Source organism: Curtobacterium sp. Leaf261, assembly GCF_001422205.1.
Taxonomy (GTDB): Bacteria; Actinomycetota; Actinomycetes; order Actinomycetales; family Microbacteriaceae; genus Curtobacterium.
This window is the reverse complement of the sequence record NZ_LMMJ01000008.1, coordinates 412833-425976: the sequence shown is the minus strand read 5'-3', so window position 1 is coordinate 425976 and position 13144 is coordinate 412833. Positions and strand designations below refer to the sequence as shown.

General features: G+C 71.1%; 11 protein-coding genes. 8 read left to right on the top strand and 3 right to left on the bottom strand.

Annotated elements, in window-relative coordinates:
• Window positions 1–37: 37 nt before the first annotated feature.
• The 3 genes from ASF23_RS10160 to ASF23_RS10150 all read right to left on the bottom strand — a co-directional run bounded on the left by ASF23_RS10160 (window position 38) and on the right by ASF23_RS10150 (window position 2366).
• Window positions 38–460, bottom strand: a complete 423-nt coding sequence (locus ASF23_RS10160) for a DUF3054 domain-containing protein (RefSeq protein ID WP_055952581.1) — start codon at window positions 458–460, stop codon at window positions 38–40.
• Window positions 461–524: 64 nt separating this feature from the next.
• Window positions 525–1181 carry a hypothetical protein gene (locus ASF23_RS10155; protein ID WP_055952578.1) on the bottom strand — a complete coding sequence of 219 codons (657 nt, stop codon included), beginning with the start codon at window positions 1179–1181 and terminating at the stop codon, window positions 525–527.
• A 225-nt stretch (window positions 1182–1406) separates the two neighbouring features.
• Window positions 1407–2366 carry a DUF3097 domain-containing protein gene (locus tag ASF23_RS10150; protein ID WP_055952575.1) on the bottom strand — a complete coding sequence of 320 codons (960 nt, stop codon included), beginning with the start codon at window positions 2364–2366 and terminating at the stop codon, window positions 1407–1409.
• Window positions 2367–2469: 103 nt separating this feature from the next.
• Between ASF23_RS10150 and ASF23_RS10145 the strand changes: the two genes are divergently transcribed.
• The 8 genes from ASF23_RS10145 to ASF23_RS10110 all read left to right on the top strand — a co-directional run bounded on the left by ASF23_RS10145 (window position 2470) and on the right by ASF23_RS10110 (window position 13122).
• Window positions 2470–3522, top strand: a complete 1053-nt coding sequence (locus ASF23_RS10145; protein ID WP_055952572.1) for a zinc-dependent alcohol dehydrogenase family protein — start codon at window positions 2470–2472, stop codon at window positions 3520–3522.
• A gap of 210 nt (window positions 3523–3732) precedes the next feature.
• Window positions 3733–4998, top strand: a complete 1266-nt coding sequence (locus ASF23_RS10140; protein WP_055952569.1) for an ROK family transcriptional regulator — start codon at window positions 3733–3735, stop codon at window positions 4996–4998.
• 166 nt (window positions 4999–5164) lie between these two features.
• Window positions 5165–6499: an extracellular solute-binding protein gene (locus ASF23_RS10135; RefSeq protein WP_055952566.1), complete on the top strand. Its 1335-nt coding sequence runs from the start codon at window positions 5165–5167 to the stop codon at window positions 6497–6499.
• A gap of 5 nt (window positions 6500–6504) precedes the next feature.
• A complete protein-coding gene (locus ASF23_RS10130; protein ID WP_235510855.1) occupies window positions 6505–7554 on the top strand; it encodes a carbohydrate ABC transporter permease in 1050 nt (349 codons plus the stop codon).
• 8 nt (window positions 7555–7562) lie between these two features.
• Window positions 7563–8459, top strand: a complete 897-nt coding sequence (locus ASF23_RS10125) for a carbohydrate ABC transporter permease (protein ID WP_055952564.1) — start codon at window positions 7563–7565, stop codon at window positions 8457–8459.
• Window positions 8460–8466: 7 nt separating this feature from the next.
• Window positions 8467–9741 carry a 6-phospho-beta-glucosidase gene (locus ASF23_RS10120; RefSeq protein ID WP_055952562.1) on the top strand — a complete coding sequence of 425 codons (1275 nt, stop codon included), beginning with the start codon at window positions 8467–8469 and terminating at the stop codon, window positions 9739–9741.
• Window positions 9729–10832, top strand: a complete 1104-nt coding sequence (locus ASF23_RS10115) for an N-acetylglucosamine kinase (protein ID WP_082474012.1) — start codon at window positions 9729–9731, stop codon at window positions 10830–10832. The genes ASF23_RS10120 and ASF23_RS10115 overlap by 13 nt, the downstream gene beginning before the upstream one ends.
• 184 nt (window positions 10833–11016) lie before the next feature.
• Complete coding sequence (locus ASF23_RS10110) at window positions 11017–13122, top strand: family 43 glycosylhydrolase (protein ID WP_055952559.1); 2106 nt, start codon at window positions 11017–11019, stop codon at window positions 13120–13122.
• The last annotated feature ends 22 nt before the right edge of the window (window positions 13123–13144 follow it).

The following is a 13144-nucleotide window of genomic DNA, read 5'->3' as shown; positions in this document are numbered from 1 at the left end:
GACGAACGACACCCCAACAGCAGGTGAACCGCTGCGGTCAGACGGTCACTGCGCGGCGCCGCGCCACGCGGTTGGTGACCAGCCGCGCGACCAGGCGCCACCCGAGCAGGAACACCCCGGTGACGATCGTCGCGACGATGAGGAACGAGAGCGGGAGCGGGTTGCCGTCCTCGACGCCCTGACCACTCGCGACGCGGATGACCATCCCGACGAACACCGTCAGGATCCACGCGACACCGCCGGTCGGCCAGAGCGCGAGGGGACGGGACCACGCACCGGTGGTCACCCACGCGATCGCCCAACCGGCGAGGAACGGGTACGCCGTGACCCAGAGCGTCCACGCGGTGAGGCCCTCTTCGTGGGAGAGGCGGCCGATGAGCGCGAAGACGACGAGCAGGACGACGTCGATGACGGCTGCGAGCCAGGCGGGGAACCGAGGGGCGGTGGTCGAGGTGCTCACGACCCCATTGTCGCAGGCGCCGACCAGCAGCCGCAGAGAAGGAGGCGCTCAGGGCAGCTGGTGCTCAGAACAGCCCGTCGCGCGGACGCTCGTCGGGGCCGCCGAACCCGGCGAACATGTCCGACACGAGTGCCATGATCTGCGGTTCGACGAGCCGCTCGACGGCCTCGGCGATCCGCTCGCGGTGCTCCACGAGCGCGAGGCACACCGCGGTCCCCGTCGACCGCGCACACTCGTCGGACAGGGCGATCTCGTGCCGCAGGGCGGCCTTCGCCTCGTCCGAGAGCGGCTCTCGCGGAGCCTGGTCGGCCGCGGCGCCGGTGCCCGCGAGCTCGGCCAGGGTGAACAGGAACGGCTCGCCGGGCTGCGGCTCGGGGTCGACGTCGAGCCCGGCGAACTCCGGGGACAGATCGGCGTCCGGCTGGTACCCGGCGTGCCGTTTGCGCGCCGCCATCCGGTCGAGTTCACGGCCGAGCAGCGGCAGGTTCTTCGCGGTGTACTCGTCGACGGCACTCTCGACGATGGTCGACACCCGGCCGATGAGCGCGTGCTGGACGGTGTGCGGGACGTCGGGCCCGAAGCCCGCTGCGGTCGCGATCGGCGACCCGGTGCATTTCCGGCAAATCCGGGTCCGCGGGCGCGCCGACCCGATCTGCCACCTGGGCAGCCAGCGGAGCCACACGTCGACGGCGTTGCGCACGCGTCCGTCGATCCCGTCCATGTCCCAAGAGTACGGACGGGAGGCCCGGATCACCGGTTCCCGCACGGAACGGTGGACAGATGGTCACCCCCGGTGCCGCGAGGAGTCGCACATGAGCCCTCTCGATCCTCAAGGAGTCACATCTGCGACCTCTCGGCGGGCGAGTCCATCCGTGACCCCTCGACTCGCGAGGAGTCACATCTGCGACCCCTCGAACCACGAGGAGTCTCGTGTACGACCTCTCGGTCAGCCGCGGGGCTCAGTGACGAAGTCGATGAGCTCCTCGACCCGCCCGAGGAGCGCCGGCTCCAGGTCCGCGAAGGTCCGCACCTGCCCGAGGATCCGCTGCCAGGCACGCGCGATGTCGGCCTGCTCCTCGTGCGGCCAGCCGAGCGCGTCGCAGATGCCGTGCTTCCACTCGATGGACCGCGGGATCGTCGGCCACTCCCGGAACCCGAGCCGCGACGGCTTGACCGACTGCCAGACGTCGACGTACGGGTGCCCGACGACGAGCACGTGCGCGCCCCACTTCCCGCGCATGACGGCCTCGGCGAACCGGGTCTCCTTCGACCCGGGGACGAGGTGGTCGACGAGCACCCCGACACGGCGGTCCCTGGACGGCCGGAACTCCTCGAGGACCTCGGCGAGGTTGTCGACACCCTCGAGGTACTCGACCACGACGCCCTCGACCCGGAGGTCCGCGCCCCACACCTTCTCGACGAGCTCGGCGTCGTGCCGGCCCTCGACCATGATCCGGGAGGGCAGGGCGACCCGTGCCCGCTCCCGTTCCACCGCGAAGCTGCCGGACGCGGTGCGTGCTCGACCGGTGGCCGGTCCACCTGCTCGTGCCGCGCCTCCCGGCCGGTCCAGGGCGAGCGGCGCCGCGACGGGAGCCGGTGTGCGGAACGGGACCGTGCTGCCAGGTCCCCCGCCGCCTGGTCGGTTCACCGGCGCGCCGGGACGCCCGAGCCGGACGAGCTCGCCCTCGAGCAGGAACTGCCCGGTCGCCGGGAAGGACCGCGTGCGGCCCTTCCAGTCCTCGAGCTCGACGTTGCCGGCCTCGAGCCGGACGACGGCCCCCGCCCATCCGGACGCCGGGTCCTCGAGGACCATGTCGCGTTCGAGCGCGACCTCGCGGACGAGCTTCCGACCCTTCGAGCGCCAGTCGCCGGAGAGCACGTCCCCGCCGTATCGATCGTCGTCCACCTGCAGGAGCGTAACGTCGTGTCGTCCCCCTCCGGCTCCGTCGCCCTGGCGCGTCGGAACGTGCCGCGCGGCGAGCCGAGACCTCCGAACGGAAGGCTCATCCATGCGCGCAACCGTCATCCACGACGCCCGTGACATCCGCGTCGAGGACCGCGACGCCCCCACGATCCTCACGCCCCGCGACGCGATCGTCCAGGTCACCGCGGCCTGCGTCTGCGGCTCCGACCTCTGGCCGTACCGCGGCGTCCGCGACACGAAGGAACCCCGCGTGATCGGGCACGAGTTCGTCGGCACGGTGACGGAGGTCGGCGACGACGTGACCGACCTGCACGTCGGCGACTTCGTCATCGCGCCGTTCACCACGAACGACGGCACCTGCCAGGCCTGCCAGCACGGCGTCACGTCAAGCTGCGACCACCAGTCCACCTTCGGCGTCACCCCCGATGCGTACGGCGACGCCCTCGGTGGCGCCCAGGCCGAGTTCGTCCGCGTACCGGATGCCGAGGCGTCGCTCGTCGTCGTGCCCGGGCCGATCGACGAGGCGCTGATCCCGTCGCTCCTCACCCTGTCCGACGTGTTCTCCACCGGACACCACGCCGCCGTGTCGGCCGAGGTCGGCCCCGGCAAGACGGTCGTCGTCGTCGGCGACGGCGCGGTCGGGCTGTCCGCAGTGCTCGCGGCCTCGCGGCTCGGTGCGGCGCGGGTCATCGCGATGAGCCGTCACGCGGACCGCCAGGCGCTCGCGCGGGAGTTCGGCGCGACCGACATCGTCGCGACCCGCGGGGACGAGGGTGTGGCCGAGGTGCGCGCGCTGCTCGACGGCGACCTCGCCGACTGCGCGCTCGAGGCCGTCGGCACGAAGGAGAGCATGGACACCGCGCTCCGGGTCGTGCGCCCGGGCGGCAACGTCGGCTACGTCGGCGTCCCCGCCGGTGGCCCAGAGCTCCCGCTCCCCTACCTGTTCGGCAACAACGTCACGGTCGGCGGCGGCATCGCCCCCGCGCGGGCATACATCCCCGAGCTGCTGCCCGACGTGCTGTCCGGCAAGGTCCAGCCCGGCAAGGTGTTCGACCTCGAGCTCCCGCTGGAGGAGGCGCCGGAGGCGTACCGCGCGATGGACGAGCGTCGTGCGATCAAGGTGCTGCTCCGCCCGTAGTCCCGGTCGGGCCCCGGGCCGCGGGCCGGGCTGCCTCCGCAAGACACCAGGTTGGCCGCATCGCGCAGACATATTTCCCTGCGCGATGCGGCCAACCTTGCGTTTTGCGGAGAGACGGGCCGCCACCCACGCGTTTCGGGGAGCAACACGACTGTTTCCTCTTTGTAAACAAACCTTTCAGTAAAGAAGGTTGTCCGTTACAGTCGCCGCATGAGCACGCGACCGAACCCTGGACAGCCAGCGCTCCTGCGCGAGCTGAACGACCGGGCCGCGCTCACCCTCCTGCTCGACGCCGGACCCCTCACCCGGAACGAGCTCGCCACGCGGACCGGCCTCAGCAAACCGACCGCCGCGGAGATCATCCGACGACTCGAGGCCGCCGACCTGATCCGCGAGTCCGGCACCCAGGCCGGCCGTCGGGGCCCCAGCGCGGCGCTGTACGAGGCGGACGCGTCCCAAGCCCTCGCGGTCGCGGTCGACGTCCAGCTCGTCGACGTCCGCTCCACCGTGGTCGACGCGGCCGGCAGGACGCACCCGACGGTCTCGCACCGGATGTCCGACGCCGAGATGCGGAGTGACGCCGCCGACATCGTCGGGGCCGCGGTCGCCCGAGCGGCCGACGCCGCGGGCATCGACCCGGAGGACGTCACCGCCGTGTGCGTCGGCGTCCAGGCCTCGGTCGACCACACCACCGACACCCTCATCTTCACCGACGGACTCCCCGGCTGGCCGCGTGAGCAGGTCGCCGCGACCCTCTCCGGCCAGCTCGGCCTGCAGGTCGTCGTCGAGAACGACGCGAACCTCGCCGCGATCGCCGAGCGGAACATCGGCGTCGGCCGGACCACCACCTCGTTCGCGCTCATGTGGATGGCGGAGGGCCTCGGCATGGCGCTCGACATCGACGGGCGCGTGCACAGCGGCGCTTCGGGTGCGGCCGGCGAGATCGGGTACCTCAGTGCTCCGGTCGACGCGGTGCACCTCGACCCCGACGTGCAGATCGTCGCGGACCTGATCTCCGAGCGGGCGATCGAACGCCTCGCCGTCCGACATGACGTCGTCCCCGAGGACACGAGCACCTGGCGGGACGTCCTCGCCGCCATGCCCCAGCTCGACGAACGTCACCCGTTCCTCGCCGCCCTCGGCGAGCGCGTCGGACACAACGTCCTCCCCGCCCTCGCCGTCGCCGACCCGGAGACCGTCGTGCTGCACGGCCCCACCGGGACGGCCGGCGGCCCCGCACTCGCCGCAGCGACGACCAGATGGCTCCGGACCCGCACCCGCTGGTCCACCACGGTGGTCGCGCCCGGTGTCCCAGATGCACCCGTCCTGCACGGCGCACGACATGTCCTCATCGACATCGTCCGCGCCGCGCTCGCCGCGCGCCTGTCCGTGATCGCCGAGACCGAGACCGGCAGAGCCGCCGGTCCCGCCCCGGGGTCATCGGGCGTGACGCTCGACGAGCGCGCCTCCCCCTAGCCACCCAAGACCTGCCAGCCCGCACGCCGGGCATCCGTCCCGACGGACGCCGCCCTCACCGAGGGCTGTTCGTCGCGCCCCGGAACACCCGACGCACCCGGAACACCCGGAACACCCGACGACACATCCCCCCGACGATCCATCCCCACCGAGAGTGAGATCCGAAGTGCACAAGCCCACACTCCGCCGCATCGCGACCGCAGCAGCCATCGCGACCGCAGGCGCCCTCGTCATCACCGGTTGCAGCTCCGGCAGCAGCGCGTCCTCGATCGACAAGACAGCCCCGAAGACGCTCTCGGGCACCGTCTCGCTCTGGCACTTCTTCACCGGGCGAGAGGCGGGTGTGGTCAAGAAGGCCGTCCAGGGCTTCGAGAAGGAGAACCCGAAGGTCACCGTCGAGATCCACGGTGGGCAGGACGACGAGAAGCTGCAGAAGGCGATCTCGTCCGGGCAGAACATCGACGTCGGCCTGTCGTACTCGACCGCGATCGTCGGCAGCTTCTGCTCCTCCGGCGCCTTCCGCGACCTCGGCGCGTACATCAAGCGGGACGACGTCGACCTCTCCGACATCCCGAAGGCGGTCCGCGGGTACACCGCGTACAAGGGCACGCGATGCACGCTCCCGGCCCTCGCCGACGTGAGCGCGCTCATGTACAACAAGACGGCCATGGCAGCCGCGGGCATCACCTCGCCGCCGAAGACCCTCGACGAGCTCGAGGCGGACGGCCTCAAGATGACCACGTACAACGCGGACGGGTCCATCAAGCAGCTCGGCTTCAACCCGCTCATCGACTTCTACGAGAACTCCCCCGAGCACTTCGCGCCGATGATCGACGGCACCTGGCTCGACAGCAAGGGCAACAGCGAGATCGGCACCTCGGCGGGCTGGAAGAAGCTCATCGAGTGGCAGAAGGGCTTCGTCGACAAGATCGGCTACGCCAAGCTCAAGGCGTTCACGTCCGGCCTCGGCCAGGAGTTCGCCGCCGACAACGCGTTCCAGACCGGCCAGGTCGCGATGCAGATCGACGGCGAGTACCGCTCGGCGTTCATCGCGGACCAGAAGCCGGACCTCGACTACGGCACCGCACCCACCCCGGTGATGGACGGCCTCGGCCACTACGGCAGCACGTACATCGCCGGGAACGTCGCCGGCATCGCGAAGGGCTCGAAGAACCCCGAGCTCGCGTGGGCGCTCCTCAAGTACCTGTCCACGAACACCGACGCGCAGGTGATCATGGGCAACGGTCTGAAGAACATCCCGACGATCACCTCGGCCCTCGACTCCCCGAAGCTCGAGGTCGACGACAACTACAAGACGTTCGTCGAGGCCGCGAAGAACGAGAACACCATCACCTCCCCCGCCACGACCGACGGCGCCGCGTACATCGGCACCTTCACGAAGATGTGGCAGGCCTACCAGGCGAACGGCGGGAACCTGTCGGCGCAGCTGAAGACGCTCGACAAGAACATCGACGACGCGAACACGCTGGCGGGACCGTGACCGGCGTGACCAGCTCGCAGACCGCAGGCCGGGAGGCACGCTCGACCCGTGCCTCCCGGCCCACCGGCCCGACAGGGTCGCGTCCCACAGCCACCGGCCGCACGTCCGGTGGGCTGCCGCGGCGTCGCCGCACGGCGGAGTCGCAGCGACGTCGCGTCGCGCTCGTCATGCTGACCCCGGCACTCCTCGGGCTCGCGGTCTTCTTCGTGTACCCGCTCATCGCGTCGATCGTGTACTCGTTCACGCGGTACAACCAGCTGCAGAGCCCGCAGTTCGTCGGGCTGCTGAACTACCGGTTCCTGTTCACGCAGGACCCGCAGATCGGCGCCGCGGTCGTCAACACGATCTGGTTCGTGGTGATCCTCGTCCCCATCCGGATCATCTGCGCACTCGCCGTCGCGGGGCTGCTGTCCCGGGCGAGGAACGCGTCGGGGTTCTGGCGGACGCTCTTCTACCTGCCGGCCCTCGTGCCCCCGGTGGCGAGCGTCGTGGCGTTCGTGTTCCTGTTCAACCCCGGCACCGGCCCCGTCAACCTGATCCTGTCGTGGTTCGGCATCAAGGGCCCGCTGTGGTTCAACGACCCGAACTGGTCGAAGCCCTCGCTCGTGATCCTCGGCGTCTGGGTGATGGGCGACATCATGATCATCTTCCTGGCAGCGCTCCTCGACGTACCGAGGGAGCTCTACGAGGCAGCGTCCCTCGACGGCGCGAACGGTGTCCAGCAGGTCCGGCACATCACGATGCCGACCATTGCGCCGGTGATCGGGTTCTCGATCGTCACGGGGGTGATCGCCGCGCTCCAGTACTTCACGGAGGCGGCGGTCGCGTCCGGGGTCGCATCGGGCAAGGCGACGATCGGCGGTGGCTCGGGGTCGCTCCTCGGCTACCCGGGCACGTCGCTCCTGACGTACACGCAGCTGCTGTACCAGCACGGGTTCGCCAACTTCCAGTTCGGCTACGCGTCCGCGATGGCCGTCGTCCTGTTCATCGTCACCGCCGTCGTGCTCGTGTTCACGATGCGCCGCATCTCGGTCTTCCGACCGGAAACCGACTAGGAGCCACGATGACCACGCTCTCCCGCCCCGTCGCCGACACCATGTCGCGCGACGCCCGACCCCGGTTCGTCCGTCCACGGGGCTCGAACCGCGGCCTCCTCTGGGTCGCCGAGCACGCCGCACTCGTGGCGCTCGGCGTGATCACCCTCGCGCCCATCGTCTTCGTCGTCCTGACCTCGCTCATGTCGAGCAACCAGGCCCTGACGGCGTCGATCATCCCCACCACCTGGGAGTGGAGCAACTACGCGAGGGTGTTCACCACGCTGCCGCTGGCGCAGTGGTTCGGGAACTCCGCGATGTACGCGGTGCTCGCGACGCTGTTCATGCTGCTCGCGAGTGTGCCGGCGGCGTACGCCCTCGCGCAGATCCGCTTCAAGGGGGCGAACCTCATCTTCACGGCGATCATCGTGACGATGCTGCTCCCCCCGCAGGTCACCGCCGTGCCGGTCTACATCCTCTGGAGCCACCTGCACCTCACCGGGACGCTCTGGCCGCTGATCCTGCCGAACCTCCTCGGCGACGCGTTCAGCATCTTCCTGCTCCGGCAGTTCTTCCTGACGATCCCGAAGGAGTACGGGGACGCCGCCCGGATGGACGGTGCCGGGGAGTGGAAGGTGCTCTGGAGCGTGATCGTGCCGATGGCGCGCCCGGGCATCGCGGCAGCGGCGATCTTCATGTTCTTCAACTCGTGGAACGACTACTACGGGCCGCTCCTGTACGCGTCCGAGAACCAGGCGGCGTGGCCCGTCGCCTACGGTCTCGCCACGTTCCGCGGTCAGCACGGCACCGACTGGAGTCTGACGATGGCGATGACCGTCGTCATCATGATCCCGGTCGTCGTCATCTTCTTCTTCGCTCAGAAGGTCTTCGTCGAGGGCATCGCGCTCTCCGGCGTGAAGGGATAGCACCACAGTGAAACTCACGGTCATCGGTGGAGGATCCACCTACACACCAGAACTCGTCGACGGGTTCGCCCGGCTCCGCGACCAACTGCCGATCGACGAGCTCTGGCTCGTCGACCCGGACCCCGTCCGTCGGGAGCTCGTCGGCGGTGTCGCGAAGCGGATGTTCGCGCACGCCGGACACCCGGGCACGATCCACGTCACCGACGACGTCGTCGCGGGGGTGTCCGACGCCGACGCGGTCATGCTGCAGCTCCGCATCGGGGGGCAGAACGCACGGAAGGGCGACGAGACCTGGCCGCACGAGGCCTGCTGCATCGGCCAGGAGACGACGGGACCGGGCGGGTTCGCGAAGGCGCTCCGCACCGTGCCGGTCGTGCTCGAGTACGCCGAGCTGATCCGGAAGCACGCCAAGCCGGACGCCTGGATCGTCGACTTCACGAACCCGGTCGGCATCGTCACGCGGGCGCTCCTCGAGGCCGGGCACCGCGCGGTCGGGCTCTGCAACGTCGCGATCGGCTTCCAGCGCCGCTTCGCGGAGCAGTACGGCGTCGCGGCCGACCACGTCCGGCTCGACCACGTCGGACTGAACCACCTGACGTGGGAGCGCGGCGTCCACATCCGGGCCGAGGACGGCAGCGAGCGCGACGTCATCGACGAGCTCGTCGGAGTCCAGCTCGACGAGGTCGCGGAGAGCGTGCACATGGCGCCGGCACTCCTCCGCCTGCAGCGCGCCGTGCCGTCGTACTACCTGCGGTACTTCTACGAGCACGACATCGTCCTCGAGGAGCAGCTGCACGAACCGACCCGCGCCGAGGCCGTGATGGAGACGGAGCGGGCCCTCCTCGCGAAGTACGCCGACGAATCGGTCGTCACGAAGCCCGTCGAGCTCGAGCAGCGCGGTGGTGCGTACTACTCCGAGGCGGCGATCGACGTGCTCTCGTCGATCCTGTCCGACCGCGGCGACGTGCAGGTGCTCAACGTCCGGAACGACGGCACGTTCGCGTTCCTGCCGGACGACCACGTCATCGAGGTCCCGTCGCGGGTGCACGCGTCGGGGATCACCCCGCTGCCGGTGGCAGCGCTCGAGGCGGACAAGGCCGCGCTCGTCGCGCACGTCGCGGGGTATGAGCGGCTCGCCCTCGAGGCGGCGGTCCACGGTGGCCGGGACCGTGTCCTGCACGCGATGCTCGCGCACCCCCTCGTCGGCCAGGTGGACAAGGCGGAGAAGCTCACCGACCTGCTCATCGCGAACAACGCGGACCACCTGGCATGGGCGCGTTGACGGACGGACGGGAGGCGCGGGACGGCGCCGCCACGACCCTCCAGTCCGGAACCGGGTCGCGTCCGGCAGCCGCCGCGTCGGCGTCGGGTGGTCCGGTGGTGCTCGCCGTGGACGGCGGCGGGTCGAAGACCGACGTCGTCGCGATCGGTCTCGACGGTGCCGTCGTCGGGCACGCCCGGGGTCCGGGGTCGAACCCGCAGACCCGCGGGTGGGACGTCGCGGGGCCGATCCTCGACGACGTCCGTGCGCGGGTCGTCGACGACCTCGGTGGCCGCGAGATCCTGACGACGCACGTCTACCTCGCCGGGCTCGACCTCCCCGACGAGCTCGACGCCGCGGCCACGGCACTCGCGCACTGGTCCTCGGACGGCGGCGCACCGGACGTCCTCGACAACGACCTGTTCGCCCTGCTCCGCGCGGGCACCCTCTCCGCCGACGCCGTCGCGGTCGTCTGCGGCACCGGCATCAACGCCATCGGGGTCCGCGCGGACGGTGCAACGGCGCGGTTCCCGGCGATCGGGGACATCTCCGGCGACTGGGGCGGCGGGGCGTACCTCGGCAACCGGGCGCTCTGGCACGCGGCTCGTGCCGACGACGGCCGGGGTCCCGCCACGGCGCTCGTCGACGCCGTCCCCGCGGCGCTCGGCCTGTCGACCGTCCGCGAGGTGACCGAGGCGATCCACTTCGGCCGGCTCGGCTACGAGACGTTCAACCGGCTCTGCCCGGTGCTGTTCGAGGTCGCCGGCGCCGGGGACACGGTCGCCAGGTCCGTCGTCGACCGACAGGCCGAGGAGATCGTGCTGCTCGCGACGACGGCGATGCGGCGGCTCGGGCTCCTGTCGTCCGCCGTGCCGGTCGTGCTCGGCGGTGGCGTGCTCGCAGCTCGGCACCCGCTGCTCGTCGAGGGCGTCGTGGCCGGACTCGGTGCGATCGCGCCGGGAGCGGTCCCGACGTGGGTGACGACGCCGCCGGTGCTCGGCGCCGGGCTCGCGGCGCTGGAGTCCGTCGGGGCGTCGGCGGAGGCCCTGGAGCGCTACCGGGCCGGTGTCGCGACCCGGGAGTTCGCCTCGACGACGGCGCCCATCCGCTGAGGCGGAGACCGCTGAGGCGGAGTCCGCTGAGGCGGAGACCGCGCCAGCGCTCGACCGGATCCCCTCCCCGCCACGGCATCCCGTGGGGCGGAGGGGATCGCGTCGCCCGGTGCGGGGTCGGCCGTCGTCGGTGGGCGGGAGTAGCGTCACGCGCACCACTCCTCAACGACGAGAGAGAGCCACCGTGCCCCGTGCAACCCGAGCAGCGTTCCTGACGATCGGCGTCCTGACCGTCGGGCTCATCGGAGCCGGCGTGCTCCCCGCAGCGGCCGGTGCCGTCCCGTCCGTGCAGCCGAGTGCGAGTGCGACGGCGAGTACGAGTGCGGCGGCGAGCCCGTCAGCGACCCCGAGCGGAGCACCCGCCACTGCCACGGCCCCCTCGACGAGCCCCACGTCCGTCCCCGGCGCGACACCGTCGGCGACGCACACGCCGTCCCCGACAGCCGCTCCGTCCACGTCGGCAGCCCCGGGCGCCCCGTCGGTCTCGGGAGGCGCGGCAGCGTCGCCGGACCGCCACCACCAGCGGGGCGCGACGTACCAGAACCCACTCGCACTGCGCCTCCCGGACGGTCAGACGGCGGCCAGCTGCGCCGACCCGACCGCGGTGCACGGGGCGGACGGCGACCGGAACTGGTACCTGTACTGCACGTCCGACGCGCTCAGCGCGACGGAGCAGAACGCCGACGGCTCCCTCGTCCAGCACGTCGTCCCGACGTACCGCTCGACCGACCTGACGACCTGGACGTCCGTCGGTGACGCGTTCACCGCGAAGCCCGCCTGGGTCGGCGACGCGAACGGGATCTGGGCGCCGGACGTCCTGTACCGCGCAGGGTCGCACGGCCGGGCCGGCACCTGGTTCATGTACTACGCCGCCTCGGACACCCCGAGCGCGACCGGCCCGACGGGTGGCGGCTCGGCCGTCGGCGTGGCCACGAGCTCGAGCCCGACGGGTCCGTGGACGGACTCGGGCGGCCCGGTCGTCGCTCCGCAGACGGCCCCGAACGGCGACGGCTACCGGTGGGAGTACGACCCTGAGGTCATCACCGACCACGGCACGACGTACGTGTACTTCGGCAGCTACTTCGGCGGAGTGAACGTCCGGACGCTCAGCACCGACGGACTCCGGTCCGACCCCGCCTCCGAGACGCCGATCGCGATCGACAACCGCTACGAGGGCGCGTTCCTGATGCACCACGACGGCTGGTGGTACTTCCAGGGTTCGGCCACGAACTGCTGCAACGGCTCACTCACCGGGTACGGCGTGTTCGTCGCACGGTCGAAGAGCCCCCTCGGGCCGTTCGTCGACCGCGACGGGGTCTCGATCCTCGACACCCGCGTCGGTGGGACCCCGCTGCTGGCCCAGAACGGCAACCGATGGGTCGGGACCGGGCACGACACCGTCGTCACCGACTTCGCCGGGCAGGACTGGATCATCTACCACGCGGTCGACCGGAACGACCCGTACTACGCGGGGCAGACCGGGTACACCAAGCGCCCGGTGCTCATCGACCAGCTCGACTGGAACGACGGGTGGCCGAGCGTCCGCGGTGGTGCCGGGCCGTCAGACGACCGGCAGCAGGCCCCGGCGGCCCAGCCGGGTGACCGTGCGGCGGCCGTCGCACAGCCCGCTCCGGTGATCGTCCCCGGCCGCACGATCGGCTCGGCGTCCACGGACTTCACCGGTCACGCGTTGCCGTCCTCGCTCTCCTGGACCCGCGAGCCCGACCGGTCGACCTGGTCCGTCCGCGGCGGTTCGTTCCGGTGGCAGACGCAGGACGCCGACCTCCACCCGCCGCAGACACCGCTCGCGTCGGTGCTCAGCGAGGCGGCCCCGCGCGGTGACTACGTGCTCGAGACCCGGGTCAAGGTCGACACCCCGGCCACCGGCGACGGCGTGAACTACGTCCAGGGCGGACTCATCGTGTCCGGGGACGACGGCAACTACGTCCGGCTCGTGTCGAACTCGATCTACGACACCCGGCAGACCGAGTTCGGCAAGGAGGTCACCCCACAGCCGGAGGGGGCCCCGAACTACGGGAACATGGTGGTCGGGCCGGTCGGTTCGTGGACGACGCTCCGCATCGCACATCACCGGGTCGACGGCCAGGACGTCTACACCGCGTCCACGAGCGTCGACGGGCGCCACTTCGTCCAGGGCGGCACGTGGACGGCGGACCTCGGGACCCACCCGCGCATCGGCCTGATCTCGCTCGGCGGCGCCGGGTTCACGAGCACGTTCGACTTCCTGCGGGTGAGCACGGCGAGGACGGTGGGCGGCGGGACCCGCTGAGGGGAAGATGCTAGCCTGAGTA